At 61.5% G+C, this 23556-nt stretch carries 16 protein-coding genes, 2 tRNA genes and 3 rRNA genes; 6 read left to right on the forward strand and 15 right to left on the reverse strand.

Features of this window, described 5'->3' with window-relative positions:
• On the forward strand, nucleotides 1-261 hold a 261-nt coding region (locus ETQ85_RS20230; protein WP_281283113.1), incomplete at its 5' end, for a glycosyltransferase family 9 protein.
• Between the two features lie 187 nt (nucleotides 262-448).
• Here the strand turns inward: ETQ85_RS20230 and rrf are convergent.
• The 5 genes from rrf to ETQ85_RS20255 all read right to left on the reverse strand — a co-directional run bounded on the left by rrf (nucleotide 449) and on the right by ETQ85_RS20255 (nucleotide 5689).
• Nucleotides 449-561, reverse strand: a 5S ribosomal RNA gene (rrf, locus tag ETQ85_RS20235).
• Between the two features lie 130 nt (nucleotides 562-691).
• Nucleotides 692-3573, reverse strand: a 23S ribosomal RNA gene (locus ETQ85_RS20240).
• A gap of 266 nt (nucleotides 3574-3839) precedes the next feature.
• Nucleotides 3840-3915: transfer RNA gene (locus ETQ85_RS20245), tRNA-Ala, on the reverse strand.
• Nucleotides 3916-3928: 13 nt separating this feature from the next.
• A tRNA-Ile gene (locus ETQ85_RS20250) sits at nucleotides 3929-4005 on the reverse strand.
• A 144-nt stretch (nucleotides 4006-4149) separates the two neighbouring features.
• Nucleotides 4150-5689 (reverse strand): 16S ribosomal RNA (locus ETQ85_RS20255).
• The 16S, 23S and 5S rRNA genes sit together here with 2 tRNA genes alongside, the layout of an rRNA operon.
• A 649-nt stretch (nucleotides 5690-6338) precedes the next feature.
• On the opposite strand from ETQ85_RS20255, the gene ETQ85_RS20260 reads away from it, so the two are divergent.
• Entirely contained in the window at nucleotides 6339-7763 is a 1425-nt protein-coding gene (locus ETQ85_RS20260) for a WS/DGAT domain-containing protein (protein ID WP_148580899.1), read from the forward strand.
• Here ETQ85_RS20260 and ETQ85_RS20265 read toward each other — a convergent pair whose 3' ends face one another.
• From ETQ85_RS20265 to ETQ85_RS20280, 4 genes are all read right to left on the reverse strand, one after another.
• On the reverse strand, nucleotides 7764-9185 hold the full coding sequence (locus ETQ85_RS20265; protein ID WP_148580900.1) for an ABC transporter permease: 1422 nt from the start codon (nucleotides 9183-9185) through the stop codon (nucleotides 7764-7766).
• Nucleotides 9185-10162, reverse strand: a complete 978-nt coding sequence (locus ETQ85_RS20270) for an ABC transporter permease (RefSeq protein WP_148580901.1) — start codon at nucleotides 10160-10162, stop codon at nucleotides 9185-9187. The genes ETQ85_RS20265 and ETQ85_RS20270 overlap by 1 nt, the downstream gene beginning before the upstream one ends.
• A gap of 73 nt (nucleotides 10163-10235) precedes the next feature.
• Nucleotides 10236-11096 carry an SPFH domain-containing protein gene (locus ETQ85_RS20275; protein WP_148580902.1) on the reverse strand — a complete coding sequence of 287 codons (861 nt, stop codon included), beginning with the start codon at nucleotides 11094-11096 and terminating at the stop codon, nucleotides 10236-10238.
• Nucleotides 11097-11117: 21 nt separating this feature from the next.
• On the reverse strand, nucleotides 11118-11561 hold the full coding sequence (locus ETQ85_RS20280) for an NfeD family protein (RefSeq protein ID WP_148580903.1): 444 nt from the start codon (nucleotides 11559-11561) through the stop codon (nucleotides 11118-11120).
• 191 nt (nucleotides 11562-11752) lie between these two features.
• Between ETQ85_RS20280 and ETQ85_RS20285 the strand changes: the two genes are divergently transcribed.
• Nucleotides 11753-12253: a cytochrome C gene (locus ETQ85_RS20285; protein ID WP_148580904.1), complete on the forward strand. Its 501-nt coding sequence runs from the start codon at nucleotides 11753-11755 to the stop codon at nucleotides 12251-12253.
• A gap of 45 nt (nucleotides 12254-12298) precedes the next feature.
• Here ETQ85_RS20285 and ETQ85_RS20290 read toward each other — a convergent pair whose 3' ends face one another.
• From ETQ85_RS20290 to ppsA, 3 genes are all read right to left on the reverse strand, one after another.
• On the reverse strand, nucleotides 12299-13654 hold the full coding sequence (locus ETQ85_RS20290; RefSeq protein WP_246128841.1) for a pyridoxamine 5'-phosphate oxidase family protein: 1356 nt from the start codon (nucleotides 13652-13654) through the stop codon (nucleotides 12299-12301).
• Complete coding sequence (locus tag ETQ85_RS20295) at nucleotides 13651-14145, reverse strand: hypothetical protein (protein ID WP_148580905.1); 495 nt, start codon at nucleotides 14143-14145, stop codon at nucleotides 13651-13653. Before ETQ85_RS20295 ends, ETQ85_RS20290 begins: the two co-directional genes overlap by 4 nt.
• A gap of 170 nt (nucleotides 14146-14315) precedes the next feature.
• Nucleotides 14316-16682: a phosphoenolpyruvate synthase gene (gene ppsA, locus ETQ85_RS20300; RefSeq protein ID WP_148580906.1), complete on the reverse strand. Its 2367-nt coding sequence runs from the start codon at nucleotides 16680-16682 to the stop codon at nucleotides 14316-14318.
• Between the two features lie 278 nt (nucleotides 16683-16960).
• Between ppsA and ppsR the strand changes: the two genes are divergently transcribed.
• The 3 genes from ppsR to msrB all read left to right on the forward strand — a co-directional run bounded on the left by ppsR (nucleotide 16961) and on the right by msrB (nucleotide 19480).
• Nucleotides 16961-17785: a posphoenolpyruvate synthetase regulatory kinase/phosphorylase PpsR gene (gene ppsR, locus ETQ85_RS20305; RefSeq protein WP_148580907.1), complete on the forward strand. Its 825-nt coding sequence runs from the start codon at nucleotides 16961-16963 to the stop codon at nucleotides 17783-17785.
• 60 nt (nucleotides 17786-17845) lie between these two features.
• The gene (locus ETQ85_RS20310; protein ID WP_148580908.1) at nucleotides 17846-19015 is read left to right on the forward strand and encodes a DUF2863 family protein; all 1170 of its coding nucleotides are present in this window, start codon (nucleotides 17846-17848) and stop codon (nucleotides 19013-19015) included.
• 66 nt (nucleotides 19016-19081) lie between these two features.
• Complete coding sequence (msrB, locus tag ETQ85_RS20315; protein WP_148580909.1) at nucleotides 19082-19480, forward strand: peptide-methionine (R)-S-oxide reductase MsrB; 399 nt, start codon at nucleotides 19082-19084, stop codon at nucleotides 19478-19480.
• Here the strand turns inward: msrB and ETQ85_RS20320 are convergent, their stop codons facing one another.
• The 3 genes from ETQ85_RS20320 to ETQ85_RS20330 are packed head-to-tail and all read right to left on the reverse strand — an operon-like array spanning nucleotide 19481 to nucleotide 23526.
• Nucleotides 19481-20167 (reverse strand): DUF599 domain-containing protein, encoded by a 687-nt coding sequence (locus ETQ85_RS20320; RefSeq protein WP_148580910.1) that lies wholly within the window; start codon nucleotides 20165-20167, stop codon nucleotides 19481-19483.
• Nucleotides 20167-21123: an alpha/beta fold hydrolase gene (locus tag ETQ85_RS20325; RefSeq protein WP_148580911.1), complete on the reverse strand. Its 957-nt coding sequence runs from the start codon at nucleotides 21121-21123 to the stop codon at nucleotides 20167-20169. The genes ETQ85_RS20320 and ETQ85_RS20325 overlap by 1 nt, the downstream gene beginning before the upstream one ends.
• Before the next feature lie 57 nt (nucleotides 21124-21180).
• On the reverse strand, nucleotides 21181-23526 hold the full coding sequence (locus ETQ85_RS20330; protein WP_222862225.1) for a DNA internalization-related competence protein ComEC/Rec2: 2346 nt from the start codon (nucleotides 23524-23526) through the stop codon (nucleotides 21181-21183).
• Nucleotides 23527-23556 lie beyond the last annotated feature (30 nt).

Below are 23556 nucleotides of genomic sequence, written 5' to 3' on the forward strand. Positions count from 1 at the left end.
TGGGGTGGCCGGACGCTTACCTTGGTCGCCAATCTGGATCTGATCATTTGCGTGGACACTGCCATCGCACACCTTGGTGGGGCGCTTGGCAAGCCGGTCTGGCTGCTCAATAGACACGAATCCGAATGGCGCTGGCTGCTCGAAAGATCCGATTCGCCTTGGTACCCTACAATGCGGATTTTTCGCCAGCATGCGGAACACGACTGGCATGACTGCATCAAAAACGTCTCTATCGCATTGAAAGCACTGGCCGTAAGCTGAGACTGGCAAGCCAGTAGTGAAATTAGGAAAGCGAGGCCCTTCAGCACCTGAATCTGTAGGTCAAGGTGGGTTTGCCGGGTGCTTACAATTGTTTCAAGTGCTTGATGCTTGATGGAGTGTTTTTGTTTTTTTGTGGTGTAGACGTAGAAATCCCCCAGACGGTTTGGTCTGGGGGATTTAAGGGTTAGTCTGACGATGACCTACTTTCACGCACGCGTGTGCACTATCATTGGCGCGGTCTCGTTTCACGGTCCTGTTCGGGATGGGAAGGGGTGGTTCCAAGACGCTATGGTCGTCAGACTGTAACTTGTGCCGCTCTGTGCCTTGTGGCGAGAGCGTCAAATGGGAAGAAGTGTTTTGTGTGTTGGGGTGTGTGACTGTATTTTTTCACAAGCCTTGCGAGCGGTCTATCGCGTCTTTGCAAGGTTATAGGATCAAGCCTCACGGGCAATTAGTACTGGTTAGCTTAATGCATTACTGCACTTCCACACCCAGCCTATCAACGTCGTGGTCTTCAACGACCCTTTAGGGGAATCTAGTTCCCAGGGATATCTCATCTTGAGGCGAGTTTCCCGCTTAGATGCTTTCAGCGGTTATCTCTTCCGAATTTAGCTACCCGGCGATGCGACTGGCGTCACAACCGGTACACCAGAGATTCGTCCACTCCGGTCCTCTCGTACTAGGAGCAGGCCCCCTCAAATATCCAGCGCCCACGGCAGATAGGGACCAAACTGTCTCACGACGTTTTAAACCCAGCTCACGTACCACTTTAAATGGCGAACAGCCATACCCTTGGGACCGGCTACAGCCCCAGGATGTGATGAGCCGACATCGAGGTGCCAAACTCCGCCGTCGATGTGAACTCTTGGGCGGAATCAGCCTGTTATCCCCAGAGTACCTTTTATCCGTTGAGCGATGGCCCTTCCATACAGAACCACCGGATCACTATGACCTGCTTTCGCACCTGCTCGACTTGTCGGTCTCGCAGTCAAGCCTTCTTTTGCCATTGCACTATCAGTACGATGTCCGACCGTACCTAGAAGACCTTCGTACTCCTCCGTTACCTTTTGGGAGGAGACCGCCCCAGTCAAACTGCCCACCATGCACGGTCCCCGATCCGGATTACGGACCTAGGTTAGAACCTCAACGACACCAGGGTGGTATTTCAAGGATGGCTCCACCGGAACTAGCGTCCCGGTTTCATCGCCTCCCACCTATCCTACACAAGTCCCGTCAAAGTCCAATGCAAAGCTACAGTAAAGGTTCATGGGGTCTTTCCGTCTAGCCGCGGGGAGATTGCATCTTCACAAACACTTCAACTTCGCTGAGTCTCAGGAGGAGACAGTGTGGCCATCGTTACGCCATTCGTGCAGGTCGGAACTTACCCGACAAGGAATTTCGCTACCTTAGGACCGTTATAGTTACGGCCGCCGTTTACCGGGGCTTCGATCAAGAGCTTGCACCCCATCACTTAACCTTCCGGCACCGGGCAGGCGTCACACCCTATACGTCCACTTTCGTGTTTGCAGAGTGCTGTGTTTTTAATAAACAGTCGCAGCCACCGATTCTCTGCGGCCTCTTCGCCCTTCGGATGTTCTCCTACAAGCTAATGAGGCATACCTTCTCCCGAAGTTACGGTATCAATTTGCCGAGTTCCTTCTCCTGAGTTCTCTCAAGCGCCTTAGTATCTTCTACCTGCCCACCTGTGTCGGTTTGCGGTACGGTCACTCTATGACTGAAGCTTAGAGGCTTTTCCTGGAAGCATGGTATCAATCACTTCACTCTCAAAGAGAGCTCGTCATCACGCCTCAGCTAAGCTCTCCGGATTTGCCTAAAGAGCACGCCTACACGCTTAAACCACCTATTCCAACAGATGGCTGATCTAACCTTCTCCGTCCCCCCATCGCATCATAGAGCGGTACAGGAATATTGACCTGTTTCCCATCGACTACGCATTTCTGCCTCGCCTTAGGGGCCGACTCACCCTGCGCCGATGAACGTTGCGCAGGAAACCTTGGGCTTTCGGCGAGGGTGCTTTTCACACCCTTTATCGCTACTCATGTCAGCATTCGCACTTCTGATATCTCCAGCATCCTTCTCAAGACACCTTCACAGACTTACAGAACGCTCCCCTACCATGCATTAAATGCATCCGCAGCTTCGGTTCATGGCTTGAGCCCCGTTACATCTTCCGCGCAGGACGACTCGACTAGTGAGCTATTACGCTTTCTTTAAAGGGTGGCTGCTTCTAAGCCAACCTCCTAGCTGTCTATGCCTTCCCACCTCGTTTTCCACTTAGCCATGGATTTGGGACCTTAGCTGGCGGTCTGGGTTGTTTCCCTCTTGACAACGGACGTTAGCACCCGCTGTCTGTCTCCCGTGTATCACTTTCCGGTATTCGGAGTTTGCTATCGCGAGGTAGATCGCAATGACCCCCTCAACGATTACAGTGCTCTACCCCCGGAAGTGTTCGCACGAGGCACTACCTAAATAGTTTTCGGGGAGAACCAGCTATTTCCAAGTTTGTTTAGCCTTTCACCCCTATCCACAGCTCATCCCCTAATTTTTCAACATTAGTGGGTTCGGACCTCCAGTGCGTGTTACCGCACCTTCATCCTGGCCATGGATAGATCACTTGGTTTCGGGTCTACGCCCAGCAACTGAATCGCCCTTATCAGACTCGCTTTCGCTACGCCTCCCCTATCCGGTTAAGCTTGCTACTGAACGTAAGTCGCTGACCCATTATACAAAAGGTACGCAGTCACCCCACAAGGAGGCTCCCACTGTTTGTATGCATGCGGTTTCAGGATCTATTTCACTCCCCTCCCGGGGTTCTTTTCGCCTTTCCCTCACGGTACTGGTTCACTATCGGTCGATTACGAGTATTTAGCCTTGGAGGATGGTCCCCCCATCTTCAGACAGGATTTCTCGTGTCCCGCCCTACTTGTCGCACGCTCAGACCCGCCAACTACTTTTCGCATACGGGGCTATCACCCACTATGGCCAGCCTTTCCAGACTGTTCTGCTAAGTAATCGGTTTAGTCGTGCAGGCTCATCCCCGTTCGCTCGCCACTACTTGGGGAATCTCGGTTGATTTCTTTTCCTCGGGGTACTTAGATGTTTCAGTTCTCCCGGTTCGCCTCCACATCCCTATGTATTCAGGATGGGATACCCTTGCGGGTGGGTTTCCCCATTCGGATATCGGGGGATCAAAGCTCCATTGCCAGCTCCCCCCCGCTTTTCGCAGGCTTGCACGTCCTTCATCGCCTGTAATCGCCTAGGCATCCACCACATGCACTTTGTCGCTTGATCCTATAACCTTGCACTCTGTTTCCAGAGAGCGCCGTCATAGACGAACTCGCGCGCTTGTGCGCATCGCCCTGCTGCTGGTTCAAAGCGCAGAACGATACTTAAAATGCAATCACACAACCCATGTAGCCACCCGTCTCATCAACAGGCAACTACACACTTCTTCCAATTTGTTAAAGATCGAACAGCTTGACTGGTAAAAAACCAGAATCAAATAAACCACGGCATCGCCGCAATTCGCTTGATTATGATTTCTTCAGGTCATCAAATGGTGGAGGCAGTCGGGATCGAACCGACGACCCCCGGCTTGCAAAGCCGGTGCTCTCCCAGCTGAGCTATGCCCCCATCTTGATAACCTTGGTGGGTCAGGTAGGAATCGAACCTACGACCCCCGCCTTATCAAGACGGTGCTCTAACCGACTGAGCTACTGACCCCCTGTTTCAACAAGGAGTCAGTCACCATCTTCGAGGAGGTCAGCACCTAGCCAACGACTACTCGCTTCTGACGCCTGACCCCTTCGCTGTTCTTTAAAGACAACCGATAGGTTGTGGATACTTGATCTCGAGGTTTATCTCTAGAAAGGAGGTGATCCAGCCGCACCTTCCGATACGGCTACCTTGTTACGACTTCACCCCAGTCATGAAGCTCACCGTGGTAAGCGCCCTCCTTGCGGTTAAGCTACCTACTTCTGGTAAACCCCACTCCCATGGTGTGACGGGCGGTGTGTACAAGACCCGGGAACGTATTCACCGCAGCATGCTGATCTGCGATTACTAGCGATTCCGACTTCACGGAGTCGAGTTGCAGACTCCGATCCGGACTACGATCGGCTTTCTGGGATTGGCTCCACCTCGCGGCTTGGCAACCCTCTGTACCGACCATTGTATGACGTGTGAAGCCCTACCCATAAGGGCCATGAGGACTTGACGTCATCCCCACCTTCCTCCGGTTTGTCACCGGCAGTCTCGTTAAAGTGCCCAACTTAATGATGGCAATTAGCGACAAGGGTTGCGCTCGTTGCGGGACTTAACCCAACATCTCACGACACGAGCTGACGACAGCCATGCAGCACCTGTGTTCAGGCTCCCTTTCGGGCACTCCTCAATCTCTCAAGGATTCCTGACATGTCAAGGGTAGGTAAGGTTTTTCGCGTTGCATCGAATTAATCCACATCATCCACCGCTTGTGCGGGTCCCCGTCAATTCCTTTGAGTTTTAACCTTGCGGCCGTACTCCCCAGGCGGTCAACTTCACGCGTTAGCTGCGTTACTCAATGAGTCTCCTCACCGAACAACTAGTTGACATCGTTTAGGGCGTGGACTACCAGGGTATCTAATCCTGTTTGCTCCCCACGCTTTCGTGCATGAGCGTCAGTACTGGCCCAGGAGGCTGCCTTCGCCATCGGTGTTCCTCCGCATATCTACGCATTTCACTGCTACACGCGGAATTCCACCTCCCTCTGCCGTACTCTAGTCATACAGTCACAAACGCAGTTCCCAGGTTGAGCCCGGGGATTTCACATCTGTCTTATATAACCGCCTGCGCACGCTTTACGCCCAGTAATTCCGATTAACGCTCGCACCCTACGTATTACCGCGGCTGCTGGCACGTAGTTAGCCGGTGCTTCTTCTTCCGGTACCGTCATCCACGCAGAGTATTAGCCTGCGCGATTTCTTTCCGGCTGAAAGAGCTTTACAACCCGAAGGCCTTCTTCACTCACGCGGCATGGCTGGATCAGGCTTTCGCCCATTGTCCAAAATTCCCCACTGCTGCCTCCCGTAGGAGTCTGGGCCGTGTCTCAGTCCCAGTGTGGCGGATCATCCTCTCAGACCCGCTACGGATCGTCGCCTTGGTGAGCCTTTACCCCACCAACTAGCTAATCCGACATCGGCCGCTCTAATTGCGCGAGGTTCTTACGAATCCCCCGCTTTCCCCCTCAGGGCGTATGCGGTATTAGCGTAACTTTCGCTACGTTATCCCCCACAAATAGGCACGTTCCGATGCATTACTCACCCGTTCGCCACTCGTCAGCGGAGCAAGCTCCCTGTTACCGTTCGACTTGCATGTGTAAAGCATGCCGCCAGCGTTCAATCTGAGCCAGGATCAAACTCTTAAGTTCAATCCAAAAACTCTCTAGAAACCTGCGGTTTCTTCGAGCACTTCAATTTCTTCGTGGCTTCTGGTATAAACCAAAAACCCCTCGAAACCGAGTACCCACACCTATCGGTTGTCACATTTTTAAAGAACTGCTGCAAGAAGCAGCGAAGAGGTGCGCATTATACAGAGCTTTCAGACCCTGTCAAGCTCTTGCGAAATCTTTTTTAAAACCGATTTCTCAAAATCCTGAAACGCCAGCACTGCGACCCTCTGCAGCACCGCTGAAACACCACCACTTCACCACCCCGTCCGCGTTTCGTTTCCGGCAACGCTGCAACGAAGAGGCCGCATTATATATAACAATCAAACTCCGTCAACATCATTGCGAAAATAAATTGCGACGCGCGGCAAAAACAGCGACGGCACCGACAACAGCACAACTCCCGCCGGAAAACTGCCAGTCACTCCTTTTTCAGCAATCCCATTTGGTACGCCCATCGTTCACGGCGTTGACGTTGATACGCATCCTGTCCTCATGACCATCCAGCAAGGACGAAACAGCAAATAGGCCCGCTGCTCTGCCTTTCGGCGAAATCAGAATAGGCGCAAAATTTCTGCGGAGAGTTCGGTGAGCCGATGCACGATCGGCCGACACGGTCAAGGAGGCGACGATGAGTGCCCTGGAACGGCTAGGCAGCATGGACATGACCTGGCTGCAGATTGAGCAGAAAACAAACTTGATGCAGGTGCTTGGCCTGCTGATCCTCGAAACGTCTCTGGACAGATCCGTACTGGAAGAGCGCTTGCGCAAGGATCTGCTTCCCCTGGAGCGATTTTCGCAGCAGGTCTTGCGCGATACGGCAGGCGCCGTCTGGGAAACTCATCAAGTCGAGCTCAATGTACACATTGTAGAGGTCGTCCTGCCGGCCGGAGACGAGAAGGCAGCCCTCGAATCCCTGATCGGCACACTCGCCGCCACGCCTCTGGATCCAGCCCGGCCGCTCTGGCAGGTGCATTTGATTCGTTCTTATCGCGGCGGCAGCGCGCTGATTGCCCGGGTACACCACTGCATTGCCGACAGCATCGCACTGATAGGCGTACTTCGGACGCTTACCGACAGCAGTCCAAACGCCGCCGAAGCCCTCCCAACGGCAAGCGCACCGCCTCCTGCTCCCAGCCACTTCGACAAGCTCTACGCCCCGCTCACCCGGACGATGGTCGAGGGCATCAAGCTGTCAGGCGCTTTCTGGGCAAAATATTGGAGCCTGGTTTTCAATCCGCAGCAGGCTTTTGATTACGCCCGTGCAACTACTGCCCTGACCCTGGAGATCGGCAAGCTCAACGGGCTGCAAGACGATAGCCGGACCCTGTTCAAGGCTCAGCCCCTTGGCGTCAAACGCGCCAGCTGGAGCCCGCCACTCTCCGGGTCAAACGTAGCCTCCATTGCAGCCGACAACGGAACGACAACCAACGCGGTGCTTCTGGCCTGCCTGACAGGGGCCCTGCATGACTACCTGGCGGCCCAGGGAGCGTCCACCGCGGGCGTCGAACTACGCACACTGATGCCGGTAAACCTGCGCAATGAAGACTCCGAAGAACCTCTAGGCAATCGCAGCGGCTTGATTCCCATCGAGTTGCCAGTCGGCATCGCCGATCCCAAGGCGCGCCTCGAAGAAATGCATATCCGGGTTCAGGACTTCAGCAGAACCTACGAGGCACAACGGACACTCGGCCTGTTCAGCCTCATCGGCCAGACGCCCAGGGCCGTACAGTTGCAGGCCCTGAAGCTTCTCGCCAACAAGAGCAGCGCCCTCCTCTGCCATGTTCCCGGCTCACACGAGCCGCGCTATCTGGCTGGTGCCAAGATCGTTGAGGAAATGTTCTGGAGCCCCGCTTCCGGGGAGATGGGGCTGACGATCAGCATCGTCAGCTACGATGGTCATTACCAGATCGGCGTGCTGGCCGACGCAGCTATGGTGGCAGCGCCGTCGGACATTACCAACCGGATTGAAGCCGAACTCCTGGCCCTCAAGCCGTCTCCGGCGCCTGCCCGCAAGCCCGCCCGACGGGCGCCCCGCAAGGTGACATCAACCTAGTCAGCTCGCCCGGGGGTCGAAAGCATCGCGCACCACGTCGGCAAACAGGTTGGCCGCCAGCACCAGCACGAACATGAAAATGAAGGCCGCCACCAGGCTCCACCACACCATCGGCTCCCGGGCCAGTTCCATGCGTGCGGCGTTAATCATGGTGCCGAAGCTCACGGTTCCCGGGTCGACGCCGATCCCCACGTAAGACAACACCGCCTCCGCCAGCACCAGGCCCGAGAAATCCATCACCAGTGCGATCAACACCAGGTGCATCAGGTTCGGCAGCACATGACGCGCCAGGATGCGGGCCGTCGACACACCGAAAGCGCGCGCTGCCTGCACGTACTCCAGCTCCCGCAGCTTGAGAGTTTCGCCGCGCAACAAGCGGCACAGCCCGGTCCAGCTGGTCATGCCAAGGATGAAACACAGGGCCAGCAGACGTGCATCGGCCCGCTCGGCCGCTGTTTCGAACCACTGGGGATGCGTGTCGATCACTACTTGCATCATCAGCACCGCAGCCGCAATCAGCAGCACGCCGGGAATGGAATTGAGCACGGTGTAAACATACTGGATGACGTCATCCACCCAGCCACCGAGGTAGCCCGCCATGATTCCCAGTGCCACGGCCAGCGGCAGCGTCACCAGCGTCGTCAGAGTGCCGATCACCAGCGCGGTACGGATACTTTTCAAGGTCAGGAAGAGCACATCCTGACCGACCTTGTCGGTGCCGAAGACGTGGTACTCGGTCGCCAGCGCAGCAACCGGCCCCACCAGCAGCCCCACGACACCCAGGGTCAGCAGCACGGCCCGCCATTCGAGTCCGCCCTTGCCGCGCCAGATGGCCCGCCAGGCGGCGCCGACCGGCACCTTGCGCGAAATGGCAACACCCTTGACCAGCGCCCCGGCGCAAACCAGCCACAGCCCGGCAGCCACCGCCAGGCCGATGCCGATGCGCCCGAGGATATCGCCGACATGATCATCCGCCGGATACTGCAGGCTGGCCCCGCCGAACTTGAGACGCGGAAACTCCCGGCGCTGGGTGCCATCGGCACCTTCAATGGTCTGCTTGGCAAACAGGCTGTAAGCCAGCGGCGCCGAGTAGGTTTTTTCGAGCCGCGTCCGCAGCGGCGCAGCGATGGCATCAAGGGCACTGCGCACTTCGGTGGACAACTGGCGCCTGTCGTCGGCGGCCATCGGCGCGCCCGCAGCCGGAGTAAGGCGCTCCCGATAATGCAGACTGTCCAGCACCCCGACCAGCAGGAACAGCATCAGAAGGCTCAGGGAAACCATCCCCACCCCGCTCTCGCCCACCCGTCGCCAGGCAGCCAGCATGGGTTCGCTGCGACGGGCCGCCCAGCCCGCCAGCACAATGCAGCCCAGAAGCCCGAACAGCAGCAGATCGGTCCACAACAACACAGGTTGAAAACCCATCATTCCAGCCTCACCCGCGGATCAACCAAGGTATACGAAAGATCGGTAAGGATCAGTCCGACGATATACAGCAGCGACCCGATGAAGACCATCGCCCGCACCACCGGAAAATCCTGCGCGTTGATCGCATCGATGGTGTAGCTGCCCAAGCCCGGAATGCCGAAGAAGGATTCGGAGATCAGGCTGCCCATGAACAGGGTCGGAATCACCACCACCACCCCGGTCAGGATCGGGATCATCCCGTTCTTCAGCACATGACGAAACAGCGCCTGCAGCTCGGACAAGCCCTTGGCGCGGGCAGTGCGCACGTAATCCTTGCCTGCCTCTTCCAGAAAGATCGTGCGATACCAGCGGGCACTGCCGCCAATGCCGGCGATCACCCCGATCACCACCGGCAAAAACAGGAAGCGCGACGCATCCAGCCCTTCGCCGTAACCCGAGATCGGCACCAGGTGCCACACCTTCGACACCAACCACTGCCCGCCGATGATGTAGAACAGGCCGGAAATCGACATCATCGCCACGCACATCACCACGCCCCAGAAATCCAGGTAGGAGCTGCGAAAGAACACCAACAGCAGCGCAAAGGAAATCGTCACCAGCAGGCCGAGGATGAAGGTCGGCACGGCGATGGCCAGCGACGGCCCCATGCGGGAATTGATCTCGGTGGCGATGTCCCGCCCGTCGTCGGCGCGGCCGAAGTCGAAGACGAACATGCGCAGGGACTTCTCGAAGAAGATCGTCCCGGTCAGTTTGTCCGTGCCCTCGGCAGCGGCGTTGAACAGCAGCGGCTTGTCGTAACCCCGCTCCACCTTCCAGCGCTCGATGGCCTCGGGGGTAACCCGTTTGGCGCCAAGCTGCATGCGCGCCATGTCTTCGGGGGTATTCACCACGAAGAACAGGGCAAAGGTGAGCAGATTCACGCCGATCAGGATGAGCGGCGCGTAAAGAAGGCGGCGGATGATGTAGGCAAACATGGGGGGCTATCCTACATGGGCCGGCGCCGATGACGAAGTCCCCCCAGGCACATCCGTACCCCAACAGCGCAGCTCAGCGCCGCCCAGCCCCACCGATCAGGCCGCGCACGGCCTCCTGCAAATCGGCCGGCAAGACCACGATCCGGGCGCTTTCCGACGAGCCCAAGCGCTCCAGCGAGGCGATGTACTTCTCGCCCAGCAGGAAGAGCATCGGCGCCGTTTCCGTGCCCACCGCCGCGGTAATCCGCCGGATCGATTCCGCCGAGGCCTCGGCCAGCATCACCTGGGCGCTGGCATCGCGCTTCGACGACTCGAGCCGTGCCTCTGCCTCGAGGATCGCCGCCTGCTTGGCGCCCTCAGCGCGGGTCACCACCGCCTTGCGTTCGCGCTCGGCGGAGGCCTGCTGCTCCATCGCCTTCTGCATCGACTGGGACGGCTTGATGTCCTGGATCTCGACCGACTTCACCGTCAGGCCCCAGTCCACCGCCTCGTCGGCAATGCTCTCCCGGAGACGCGCCTTGATCATGTCGCGGCTCGACAAGGCCTCGTCCAGCTCCATCTCGCCGATGATCGAGCGCAGCGTGGTCATGATCATGTTGCGGATCGCCTCGGAGAAATCCGTCACCCCGTACACCGCCTTCACCGGGTCGGTCACCTTCAAAAAAGCGATGGCGTTGGTCAGGATCACCGCGTTGTCGCGGGTGATCACCTCCTGCTCCTGCACGTCGAGGATGATGTCCTTGGTCACCAGCTTGTAAGCCACCTTGTCGAGGTAGGGCAGGATGATGTTGAGGCCCGGCTTGAGCGTCCCGTAATACTTGCCCAGCCGCTCGACGATCCACTCCTCACCCTGGGGCACGATGCGCACCCCCTTGGCGATGGTCACCACCACAAAGACCAGTATCGCCAGTACAACCATGAATCCGGCACTCATCACACGCTCCTCAAATCCGCATCAAACCTTCTGAACCTTCAGGAAACTGCCTTCCACCGACACCACCCGCACCCGCTCGCCGGCGGCGATGGCTTCATCCACCACGCACTCCCACTCCTCCGAACCCAGCAAGGGCTTCTGGAAGCGCACCCGGCCGCGCTCGAAAGGCGCCGCCGCCTTCGCCATCAAGCCGATCTCGCCAATGGTATCGCCGTCCGACTGGCCGATCCGCGTCTTGTGCTCGCCCCGCTTGAAGACGCGGAACCACCCCACCACCATGCCCAGCGAAGCCACCACCCACATGGCCAGCTGCGCCGTCAGACCGATGTCCGGCAGCACCAGCAACGCCAGGCCGACCAGCAAGGCGCCCAGGCCGAACCAGATGATGAAGAAGGCCGGCACCGCCAGCTCGGCAAGCACCAGTGCAAACCCCAGAACGATCCAGTGCCACCATTCAAAATCCATTCACCACCTCCGTGCGCAAAGCCCCGACGGCCATTCGGCGCCGCCAGCCTGAATCCGTCATTTCAACGTCGGCGGCAAACCCGCTCCACCGTCCTTAGCATTCTTTTAGGGTTCGCCGAGCAAACTCTTAAGAAACGCACCCCGCGCAAGCCCCTAATCTTCGTACATCAACCACCCCACGGAGATCCATCATGCGCCACCCCGCCATCGTCGTCGCCCTCATCGCATCCTGCCTGAGCGCCGGCGCCTTTGCCGCCGACAAAAACCCGGTCGCCCACGGGCGCTACCTCGTCGCGATTGGCGGCTGCAACGACTGCCACACTCCCGGCTACGCCCAGCAAGGCGAGCAGATCCCGGAACAAAACCGCCTCACCGGCGCCGCCCTCGGCTTCAGCGGCCCCTGGGGGGTCAGCTACCCGACCAACCTGCGTCTCTCCGCAGCCCGGATGAGCGAGGCCGAATGGCTTGCCAAAGCCCGCCGCAACGGCCTGCCACCGATGCCGTGGACCGCCCTGCAGGCCATGAGCAAGGACGATCTCGGTGCCGTCTATCGCTACCTGCGTGCCCTCGGCCCCGCCGGCGAAGCCGCCCCGCTCGCGCTGGCCCCCGGGCAGCCCATTCCCACGCCGCACTTCGTTTTCGTTCCGCAAGACCCCAGCCCGATGCTCACCGCCACTCCCGGCCCGCAATAAGCCAACGCGCAATCGGCAAGGCGGAATGTGCCTCCCCCGCGCCAGCTAGCCGCCCTCGCCGGCCAGCAGAAGCACCGGCCGGCCCAGGGCGAGGCGGAAGCGCCCCCGCCCGGTCTTCTCGATGCGCAGACTGTCACTGCGATCCAGCAGGCGGCGCTGCAGAAGGATCAGGCGGGCATCGAGGTTGTCGCACACCTCCGGCAGACGCAGGGCCGGCGCGAGGCGCAACTCGCGGGTCGAAAACTCACAGCGCCCATCCTGCGCATGGTCCTGCAGCAGCTTCCACAAAATGGCCCCGGCGACGCCCTTGATCAGGTAGTCGTCATCCACAAAGACGCTGTCGTCCCGGGAAAAATGGCGCACGCGCAAAGCCGCGCCAGGCCTCTCGACGACGGCTTCCGGCGGTCCTCCCGCGCCGTCCTCTTCGCCATCCATCGGGCACTGGAGCAGGTGCATCGCCAGACCGAGGGAGGCGCACAGCGCCACCAGTGCGTCCTCCAGGTCGTAGCCGAAGTGGCATTCATGCTGACTCTCCACGTAGGCCACCGCCACCAGATGATTGCCGGCCAGTACCGGCACCGCCAGCTGGCTCGCCGGCTCGGCCAGCCCCGGCAAGGGAATCGCGGTTTCCAGCTGTTCGGCCAGACCGCCGCTCGTTGCCTGCTCGCGCAGCACCCGGCCGTAGGCGTATTCGCTGGCCGGAAACATGATGCGGATCGGCACCCTCTCCCGCGCCGCCACACCGATGACGCCGACACCGTAGGGGATCTCCGCCCCGGCGCCGGAACTCGGATAGCCACGGCTGGCCACGATAAAGAGTCGCTGCCGGGCCGCATCGGCCATCAGCAACATCTGGTGCTGGATGCCGAACTGACGCTCCAGCGACGAGCAGAAAACATCGATCAGGCCATCCAGTCCTTCGGCACGCCCCAGGACATCGATGCTGCGCCGCAGGGCCGGAAGCAGCGCCGGGCCGTTCCAGGCCGCAGGCAGCTCCCGCCCCGGCACGGGCTCGACGGCCTGCACCCGGTAGATGTCCGCCCCAAGGAGGTGAAACACCCCGGCCATGCCCGTGTGGGAAGCAATCCCGGCCAGCTTGGCCTTCATCCGCTCGAACAGGGGCCCGGCCGTCTCGGTACGCAGATAGCGCACCGTCAGCCGGTAGCGGGCCGCCGTATCGGGGTCCATCGTCAATACCGTCGCCACCGGATTGGCAAGGATGTTCTCGCGCGTCTTGTTGAAGAACTGGAAGGACAGCGCCAGATGCTCCTGATCCACGTACATCAGCTGGGACACATAGGTGACATTCGGCATGCCATCTGCCCCGCAGGTGGCAATGCCTGCTGGCACGATGCCCTCCAGGCAGGGGCGCAGCACATCCAGCGTCAGCGGCCCGCTCACGGCTGGCCGCCCTCCAGGCGCATCCCGGCCCTGGGGCCCGGCGTCTGGCCGTAGGCCTCGGAGGGCGTGAAGCTGATCGCCACCAGATCGCCAGGTGCACAACTCACCAGCGTCCGCACATAGGCCTCGGGCACCCGGAACACCGCCAGGCGCCCACTGAAGTCGGCGGCATACGGCACAAGGGCAGCTTCGTCCTCCGCCGTCGCCACCTCAACGCACGCATCACGTCCCTTGAGCTGCACCGTGCGATGGCTCTCCGGCTCGTTGAACACCGCCGCCAGCATGCCGTTGGCCGCCACCCCCGCCAGCACCGGTGCCGCCTGGGAGCGCGACACCAGCACCGTCACCCGGCACCGGTCGGCCGACACCCGGCAGCCCACCGCCCGCACCAGCGACGCCAGCCCGTGCCCATCGCTGGCCGCCACCTGTATCGACAAGCGACTGGTGATAAAGGCCGCGAGGGCCGGCTCGAGAGGGACGGGAGAATGCATCGATGACTCCACCGGGAATGATTCAATCTAACCGAAAGCACTCGCCTTCGCGAGTTTTAGCCTTGCGGGCAAGCAGACGCCGTTCGAAACCGAAGCCAATCCGCACGCACGCAAAAAGGCCGGCTCACCTTTCAGTGAGCCGGCCTTTGCAGTCATGCCTCAGGCGCAGATTACTGCTTGCCGTGCGCCGCCAGCTTGAGCCAGGTATCAATCACCGTATCCGGGTTGAGGGAGATGGTCTGGATGCCTTCGTCCATCAGCCATTCGGCGAAATCGGAGTGGTCCGACGGGCCCTGGCCGCAGATGCCGACATACTTGCCGAGCTTGTTGGCGCTCTTGATGGCCATCGACAGCAGCATCTTCACCGCCGGGTCGCGTTCGTCAAAGGCATGCGCCACCAGACCGGAGTCGCGGTCGAGGCCCAGGGTGAGCTGGGTCAGGTCGTTGGAGCCGATGGAGAAGCCGTCGAAGTACTCGAGGAACTGGTCGGCCAGCAGCGCGTTGGACGGGATCTCGCACATCATGATGAGCTTGAGCTCGTTCTCGCCCTGCTTGAGGCCGTGCTCGGCGAGCAGATCCACCACGCCCTTGGCTTCTTCGAGGTTACGCACGAAGGGCACCATCAGCTGCACGTTGGTCAGGCCCAGTTCGTTGCGCACCTTCTTCATGGCGGCGCATTCGAGTTCGAAGCAGTCGCGGAAGCTGTGGGAGATGTAGCGCGAGGCGCCACGGAAACCCAGCATGGGGTTTTCTTCTTCCGGCTCGTAGATCTCGCCGCCCAGCAGCTTGCGGTATTCGTTGGACTTGAAGTCCGACAGACGCACGATGACGGGCTTCGGGTAGAAGGCGGCAGCGATGGTGGCAACGCCTTCGACCAGCTTCTCGATGAAGAACTGCTTGGGCGAGGCATAACCGCGGGAGCGACGGGTGATCTCGGCGCGCAGGCTGGCCGGCACCTGGCCGATTTCGAGAATCGCCTTCGGGTGGATGCCGATCATGTTGTTGATGACGAACTCAAGGCGGGCCAGGCCGACGCCGCCGTTGGGGATCTGGGCGAATTCGAAAGCGAGTTCCGGGTTGCCCACGTTCATCATGATCTTCACCGGGATCTCGGGCAGGTTGCCCATGTCGGTGGTGACCACTTCATAGTCGAGCTTGCCGCGGTACACATAACCGGTGTCGCCTTCGGCACAGGAAATGGTGACGTCGTCGTTCTCGTCGAGCACTTCGGTGGCGTTGCCGCAACCGACAATGGCGGGGATGCCGAGCTCGCGGGCGATGATCGCCGCGTGGCAGGTACGGCCGCCACGGTTGGTGACGATGGCCGCCGCGCGCTTCATCACCGGCTCCCAGTTCGGATCGGTCATGTCGGTCACCAGCACGTCGCCGGCCTTGACGCGGTCCATCTCGGAAGCGTCCTTGACCACGCGAACCTGGCCGGCGCCGATCTTCTGGCCAATGGCACGACCGTGGGTGAGGGACTTGCTGTACTGCTTGAGGCGGTACTTTTCCATCACGTGGCCGGACTGCTGGCTCTTCACGGTTTCCGGACGGGCCTGCAGGATGTACAGCTTGCCGTCGTCACCGCTCTTGCCCCACTCGATGTCCATCGGGCGGCCGTAATGCTGCTCGATGATCATGGCGTAGCGGCCCAGCTCGAGCACGTCGGCATCGGTCAGGGAGTACACATTGCGCTCGGTTTCGGAGACGTCGATGGTACGGGTGGACTTGCCGGCTTCCTTCTTGTCGGCAAACACCATCTTGATCAACTTGGAACCCAGGTTACGGCGGATGACGGCCGGCTTGCCCTGGGCCAGGGTGGCCTTGTGAACGTAGAACTCGTCGGGGTTCACGGCGCCCTGCACCACGGTTTCGCCGAGGCCGTAGGACGAGGTGATGAACACCACGCCGTCGAAGCCGGATTCGGTGTCCATGGTGAACATCACGCCGGAGGCGCCGATGTCGGAACGCACCATGCGCTGCACGCCGGCCGACAGGGCGACTTCAGCGTGGGTGAAGCCCTTGTGTACGCGGTAGGCGATGGCCCGGTCGTTGTACAGGGACGCGAACACTTCCTTGATGGCGTGGAGGATGTTCTCGTAGCCGTGGATGTTCAGGAAGGATTCCTGCTGGCCGGCGAAGGACGCGTCGGGCAAGTCTTCGGCAGTAGCGGAAGAGCGCACGGCGAAGCTGCCGTCGCCTTCGGCGGTCAGTTGCTCGTAGGCGGTCTTGATCTCGACTTCGAGGGCCGGCGGGAAGGGGGTATCGACGATCCACTGGCGGATCTGGGCGCCACAGCGGGCCAGGGCCACCACATCATCCACATCCAGGCTTTCGAGGGCGGCGCTGATACGCTCGGCCAGCCCCAGGTGGGACAGGAACTCGCGGTAGGCATCGGCGGTGGTGGCAAAGCCACCGGGCACGCGCACGCTGGAGGGCAACTGGCTGATCATTTCGCCGAGGGAGGCGTTCTTGCCGCCAACCTGCTCGACATCGGTCATGCGCAGCTCTTGGAAGGGAATGACGTTACGGGCCATAAAGGGATCGTCCTGGGAGAATGAAGAATGGTTAAAAATAGTGTCGAATATTTTTGTTGGTGCGTATTGTAAGTCGTTTTGTTGCCCCGCCGCATGCAGGGTTTATCCTAACCCGGGCATGCCCCCACCTGCTGACGACCCCGTCACAGGCCTTGTGTCACAGGGCTTTGCGCACGCCACTGCGGCCTGACTCAGCCGGACGCCAGAATGGGATAAGATGTTTCGCCGGTCAGGCGCAAGCCGACTGGCGCATCCGTCCCTACCCTGTTGGCACTCCCATGACCCAGACCCGCCCCGTTTTCTTCATCTCCGACGGCACAGGCATCACGGCCGAGACCCTTGGTCACAGTCTTCTCGCCCAGTTTCCCGACACCCGCTTCCGCAACCATCGCCTGCCTTTCATCGATTCGCCGGAAAAGGCGGAGGACTGTGCGCTGAAGATTCTCGATGCCGCCATCGAGAGCGGCACCCGTCCGATCGTCTTCAACACCCTCGTCGATCCGGAAGCTGTCGCCGCCCTGCGCAAGGCCGATGCGCTGTTCCTCGACCTCTTCGAGAAGTTCATCGGCCCCCTGGAAAGCGAACTCGGGCAGCGCTCGACCCACACGGCCGGGCGCTTTCACGGCATCGCCGAGAGCCAGGACTACAAGAAGCGCATCGAGGCGATCAACTTCACCCTCGCCCACGACGACGGTGTGTCCCACGCCGACCTGAAGGAAGCCGACGTGATCCTCGTCGGCGTGTCGCGCTCGGGCAAGACGCCGACCAGCCTCTACCTGGCCATGCAGTTCGGCATCAAGGCGGCCAACTACCCGCTGATTCCCGAAGACTTCGAGCGCAACAAGCTGCCCGCCGAACTGATGCACCACCGGGGCAAGCTCTTCGGCCTGACCATCGGGCCGGATCGCCTGTCGCAGATCCGCCAGGAACGTCGCCCCAACAGCCGCTACGCCTCCATGGAAAACTGTCTCTCCGAAATCGAGGCCGCCCAGCGCATGATGAAGCGCGAAGGCATCAAGTGGCTCGACTCCACCACCAAGTCCATCGAAGAAATCTCCACGATCATCCTGCAGGAAGTCCGCCTCGACCCATCCTCTTACTGAACACAGGGATCGCCCGGCCTTACGCCCTGTCCAACACGAACACCAACAAGGAGAGCCCCGATGAAACGTAACCGACTCGGGCGTCGCGGCGGTTTGCCGCGCGACGCCGAACAGCTCCTGTGGCTCGCCAATGGTCTCGCCGACTCCAGCAGCCGCGCCGAAGATCACTTCTGGGACGAACGCCTTGCCGCGGCCATCGACGGCCTGCTCGGCGCCGAGGACGAAGACAGCCTTACCACCACGCTGGATCACCTGAGCACGGCCAGCGTGCACGCCTACGACGAACTCGCCGACATGATCGAGTCGCGGGCCGAGGGCGCCCTCAAGTCCGATGCACGCTACGACGTGCTGCTGATTGCCGCACCGGTAATGGCCTGGTCACGCTACCGCATCCCGGCCACGCCCATTTCTGCCGCGGTGATGGCCAACCTGCGCGTGCATCTCAAGGCCCATGTGCTGGCCAAGGACGTCAAACTGGCGCTGGCCGACTTCCTGTTCAGCCCGGACCAGTTGCCCCAGGGCTACTGCGCCACGGCAGATTTCGCCACGCACCTGGGCAAGGCCGCCGAAACCGACACCGACCTGCACATCAAGACCGACAACCTGCCCGAGACAGCCCAGTTCCTGTCCGACAACCGCTACCTGCTGGGCGCCGTGATGGTACCCAAGGGCGCGCCGATCTTCCGCTGGCAGGAAGAGGAATGCACCCGCGACCAGGCCCTCGAACAATGGCGTGCCCAGGGCGGCGCCTGCATCGCACCACTGCTTACCGGCTGCGCTTTTGAAGTGGTGCTGCCGAATGCCTACTTTGCAGCCAGCCGCGAGGCCGACAAGACCTCCCGCCCCTACTCGATCCAGGCCTCGGTGGCGTTCCTGAGCACCACGCTGGATGCCCCGGCGGCCGGGCTGCGGGCCGTCGTTGCGCCCTTCTTCGAGCGCCAGGTCGAGGAGTTCCGCATCGGCTTCACCCTTAGCGGCAAAAATGAAGTGGTGCATGGCGTGGTGTGGCCGCTCCTCGGTGCCGAGGACGACAGCAGCGAAACCCTCAGCGAGATCGAGACGACCCTGCGCGCCTGCGGCATCACCGACATCCTGACCCTCGACAACGAGTTCCCGATGGAATACTGCGACGACTGTGGCGCGCCCATGTACCCGTCGCCGGAAGGCGAAGCGGTGCATGCCGAACTGCCGGAAGAGCAGGCCGAGCAGATGCCCAAGCACCTCCACTGAGCCAGCCGGGCGGGAACCTTCCCGCCCTTCTCGGCCTCCATCCGGAGCCCCCAACCGGAGACCTCCATGACCCGCAATATCGAAAAGACCGACGCTGAATGGCGTGCCGAACTGTCCCCCGAGGAATACGTGGTGACGCGCCAGAAGGGCACCGAGCGAGCCTTTACCGGCCGCTACTGGGATTGCCACGAGGCCGGCCAGTACACCTGCACCTGCTGCGGCACCGAGCTGTTTTCATCGGAACACAAGTTCGACTCGGGCTGCGGCTGGCCGAGCTTTCACAGTGCCGCCGCCCCCGAGAACGTCGAAGAAGTGGAGGACCGCAGCCATTTCATGGTGCGCACCGAAGTCGTCTGCAAAAACTGCGGTGCCCACCTAGGCCACGTCTTTGAAGACGGCCCGGCCCCCACCGGACTGCGGTACTGCATCAACTCCGTATCGGTGAAGCTCAAGCCGGAAAGCTGATCAGCGCTTCATCGCTCCGTAGGTGTGGGACAGGAAGTCGCGCCGATACAACACCAGCACGATCAAGGTAGTCACCGCCACGAAAAGCCACGGCTGCACGAACCAGAAGACCGCGGCAAGACCGAAGTAATAGGCCCGAATGCCGCGGTTGAACTCGTCGCCAGCCAGGGAATTCACCTTGGCGAAACGCTGGGCATCCTCCTCGGTGCCCTCCCCCGGCGGCGGCGCGGCGCCAATCAGGATCGACAGCATGTTGAACTGGCGCAGCGACCAGGTGAACTTGAAGTAGGCCACCACGAACACCATCAGCAAGAGCAGCAGCTTGACCTCCCACACCTCGCGGGAGACCGCGCGGGCAAAGGGCAGATCCGATGCCGCGTCGATCAGCTTGTCCATCGTGCCGAGCAGTGCCAGCAAGCCGGCGATCACGTAGATCGTGGTGTTGGCGTAGAAGGACACGTTCTGCATCAGGTTGCCGACCAGGCCCGAATCCGCCACCCGCACATCCCGGCGCAGCATCTGCCGCCCCCATTCCAGGCGATACCAGTGGCTCACGCCGAGCAGACCGCGCATGCGGCCGTCGGGGCCATGCTCGACAATCCAGCCATACCCCGCCCAGCAGGCGATGAACCACGCAAAGGCAATCCAGTCGACCGCGCTGAAGGCGGTCAGCCACACGCCCTGCATCAGCGTCCCTCCAGCAGAAAGTCGTGGATTGGCGCAATCTGGGCTGGCTCCATCAGGGTTGGCGCATGGCCGACGTCCGGTATTTCGACGAGCCTCGCCTTCGGCCCGCTGACCGTCATCTTTTCAGCGGTTTCCCGCAACAACAGGTCGGAATCCGCACCACGCAGCACCAGCGCCGGACAGCTGATCGCGTTGTAGATAGACCACAAATCCACATCCATCAGGATCGGCGTCTTGCGGAAGGGCTCACCGATGCCGGGGTCGTAGCGCATGGCCCAGCCGCCATCCACCTGCTTCACCGACGTTTCGGAGAGATGCCGCCACTGGGCGGCGCTAAGGTGCCCGAAGGGCGCGCTCACCTCGCGGATATAGGCCTCGGCCGCGTCGTAGCTCGGAAACACCGGCGCCGTTCCCACGTACTGCCCGATACGCCGGATCGAACTGGCGGTCACCACCGGCCCCACGTCGTTGAGCACCAGGCGCCGGATCGGGTTCTCGGGCAGGCTGGCGATCAGCATGCCGATCAGCCCGCCCATCGAGGTGCCGACCCAATGCACCGTTTCCACGTCCAGCCGGGCGATGAGGGTGATCATGTCGGCCACGTAGGTCGGCAGTTGGTAGTCGTCCTTCACCGCCAGCCAGCCGCTGCGCCCGCGCCCGACCACGTCCGGGCAGATCACCCGGTAGTGGGGTGCCATGGTGCGCGCCAGATCGTCAAAGTCACGCCCGTTGCGGGTCAAGCCATGCACGCAGATCAGCACGCGCTCGTTGTGCGGGTCGCCCCATTCCGTGTAGGCCATGCGATGCAGGCCATGGGCGCCAACGCACTGGACGCTGCGCTGACGAGGCTCCAGAAACTGGGGACGTTCGGTTGCCGGGGACGGTGCAGGTGCGGGCGCGGGTGGCACCTCGGGCGCGCCGGCGAAGAACTTGCGAAGGGCGGCAAGAAGGCTCATGGACGGGGACACGGGTTGGGATGGGCCAAGGATAGCATCTACCGGGGCTGCAGCCGTTCAGCGCCCGTACCAGTAACGCGGCGCCAGCGCACGGGCGGTTTCAAGACGCGGCTCGCCAGCCCCCAGATGGACGATGACCGCCCCACCCGCATCCGTGCGCAGCAGCCGTGAGCCGCTTGCCGACCAGCGCGCCCATACGTCCGGATTGGGGTGGCGGAAGCGGTTGCGATAACCCACCGGAAAAATCACCCAGCGCGGCGAAGTCGCTGCGATGAAAGCCGGCGTGGATGAAGTCCGGCTGCCATGATGCGGCGCGACCAGCACATCACTGGCCAGATTCGCCCCTTCGCGGGCCAGCAATCCGGCTTCCGAAACAGCTTCGATATCCGAGGTCAGCAGCAGGCGCTGGCCACCCGCCTCCACGCGCAGCACGCAGGCCATGTCGTTGGTCTTGCGCGGAACCGCTCCGCTGGCTGGCGCCTCGGGATGAAGCATCGTGAAGCGCACGCGGTCCCACTCCCAGTGCTGCCCGGCCACACAAGGCTGGTCACGCATCCCGGCAATCAGGCGCACCGGATGATTCAGCGGGAGGGAAGTACGCACCTCGGCCACGGGAATGCCACTCAGCACGGCTTCGGCACCACCGGCGTGATCGTTGTCCTGATGGGTCACCACCAGCGTATCGAGGCGGCGCACCCCGGCGGCCCTCAGGTAGGGCAGCAGGATACGCTCGCCGCTGTTGGCATCGGCCGAAAAGGCCGGACCGGTGTCATAGATCAGATCATGCGCAGCCGTCTGCACATGCACGGCGAGCCCCTGCCCCACATCAAGGACGGTAACGGTGGCCTCACCCTCACCGGGTCGCGCCGGGGCCCACAAGACAAGCGGCACCAGCATCGTCAACCCGACCCAGCGGGCGGGCGTTCCCCGCGGCAGCAAGGCCCAGACGCAACCGACGCTCGCCAGCACAGCCAGCCCCGGTGGCGGTGCCGCCTGCTGCCAGTTGGCCCACGGCAAAGTTGCCAGCCAGTGCACCGGCAGCATGGTCAGCACAAAGGCCGAGTGGGCCAGATCGGCCAGCATCTGCAACGGCAGAATCGCAAAAGCGACGGCCAGTGGCGTGACCACGAAACTGACCAGCGGAATGGCGATCGCGTTGGCCAGCGGCGACACCAGTGAGAACTGCTGGAACAGCACCAGCAACGCCGGAATCAACCCAAGCGTCACCGCCCACTGGGTACGCAGGGCTTCACGCAGGCGCCCCTCCGACGCCAGCCGTCCCGTGCTGACCAGAAACAACAAGGCCACAGCCCCGAAGGACAGCCAGAAGCCCGCCGCCATCACCGCCCACGGATCGATCAGCAGCACCACCGCCAGCGCCAGGGCGAGGACCCGGCCCGGCGCCGTCTCCCGCCGCAAGACAAGGGCCAGTGCCACACAGCCGAGCATGTACAGCGTACGCTGAGCCGGCACGCCCCAGCCCGCCAGCAGGCAGTAGCCGAAAGCGGCCACAAAACCGGCGACCACGCCCGCCTGCTGGGCCGGCCAGCGCAGGGCCAGTGCCGGAATGCGCCGCCAGCTCCAGCCGACGCCAGCAGCAAACAGGGCCGCAAACATCGTGACATGCATGCCGCTGATGGCAACGAGATGCGAAATGCCCGTGCGCGCAAAAACCCGCCACAGATCCGGTGCAATCGCACGCTGATCCCCCACCGCCAGGGCGATCAGCACGCCCGCATAAGGCGCATCAGGCAGGGCCTGCCGAAAGCGCTCGCGAATCTTCTCGCGGGTCCGCTCGACCGCGGTCATCACCCCCGGCACAAAAGCATCGAGACGGGTGTTGCCCTCCGCCGGGCGCACATAGCCGGTGGCCCGAATACCCTGCTCCAGCAGCCAGCCTTCATAGTCGAACCCGTGGGGATTGACGTTGCCGTGGGGCCGCTTGAGGCGCACGCTGAGACGCCAGCGCTCACCCGCATGGATTTCCGGCAGGGCGTGCAGTTCCTCGTCACGAAAACCGCGATACCAGGCGATCGAGATCGTGGACGGCAGCGGCGCCGCACTCTGCTCCACCGCAAAGACAAAGCGCAAACCACGCTCGAAATCCTGTGGCAGGGAAGCCACCACGCCCGTCACGACCACATCGCGTCCCTCCCATTCGGCAGCCAGCACCTCCGCCAACCGGACCTCAGCCCGCCAGGCAGCGAAACTCCAGCCCGCGGCCAGCGCGGCAAGGCTCACGAGGATGACCTGCAGGCTGCGCCACCAGCCCCCTGATCGCCGACTGGCCAGCCACGCCAGCAACCCGCCACCTGGAATCAGCACGACGGCGGCACCGCGGGCAGCCGGCGAAGGCAGATCGGCCCCGAGCTGAGCACACAAAATGCCGAAAGCAAATACCAAACAGATATTCATCATCGACGCAAATCTAGC

Origin of the sequence: Zoogloea oleivorans (assembly GCF_008107625.1) — a bacterium.
GTDB classification, from domain to species: domain Bacteria; phylum Pseudomonadota; class Gammaproteobacteria; order Burkholderiales; family Rhodocyclaceae; genus Zoogloea; species Zoogloea oleivorans.

Excerpts from the sequence above, each read along its gene's own strand:
- ppsA (WP_148580906.1), bottom strand. The coding sequence starts at position 16,682 with ATGGCCCGTAACGTCATTCCCTTCCAAGAGCTGCGCATGACCGATGTC.
- ETQ85_RS20325 (WP_148580911.1), bottom strand. The coding sequence starts at position 21,123 with ATGAGCCTTCTTGCCGCCCTTCGCAAGTTCTTCGCCGGCGCGCCCGAG.
- ETQ85_RS20265 (WP_148580900.1), bottom strand. The coding sequence starts at position 9,185 with ATGGGTTTTCAACCTGTGTTGTTGTGGACCGATCTGCTGCTGTTCGGG.
- ETQ85_RS20320 (WP_148580910.1), bottom strand. The coding sequence starts at position 20,167 with ATGCAGGGCGTGTGGCTGACCGCCTTCAGCGCGGTCGACTGGATTGCC.
- ETQ85_RS20275 (WP_148580902.1), bottom strand. The coding sequence starts at position 11,096 with ATGAGTGCCGGATTCATGGTTGTACTGGCGATACTGGTCTTTGTGGTG.
- ETQ85_RS20285 (WP_148580904.1), top strand. The coding sequence starts at position 11,753 with ATGCGCCACCCCGCCATCGTCGTCGCCCTCATCGCATCCTGCCTGAGC.
- ETQ85_RS20270 (WP_148580901.1), bottom strand. The coding sequence starts at position 10,162 with ATGTTTGCCTACATCATCCGCCGCCTTCTTTACGCGCCGCTCATCCTG.
- ETQ85_RS20280 (WP_148580903.1), bottom strand. The coding sequence starts at position 11,561 with ATGGATTTTGAATGGTGGCACTGGATCGTTCTGGGGTTTGCACTGGTG.
- ppsR (WP_148580907.1), top strand. The coding sequence starts at position 16,961 with ATGACCCAGACCCGCCCCGTTTTCTTCATCTCCGACGGCACAGGCATC.
- ETQ85_RS20260 (WP_148580899.1), top strand. The coding sequence starts at position 6,339 with ATGAGTGCCCTGGAACGGCTAGGCAGCATGGACATGACCTGGCTGCAG.
- ETQ85_RS20295 (WP_148580905.1), bottom strand. The coding sequence starts at position 14,145 with ATGCATTCTCCCGTCCCTCTCGAGCCGGCCCTCGCGGCCTTTATCACC.
- ETQ85_RS20310 (WP_148580908.1), top strand. The coding sequence starts at position 17,846 with ATGAAACGTAACCGACTCGGGCGTCGCGGCGGTTTGCCGCGCGACGCC.
- msrB (WP_148580909.1), top strand. The coding sequence starts at position 19,082 with ATGACCCGCAATATCGAAAAGACCGACGCTGAATGGCGTGCCGAACTG.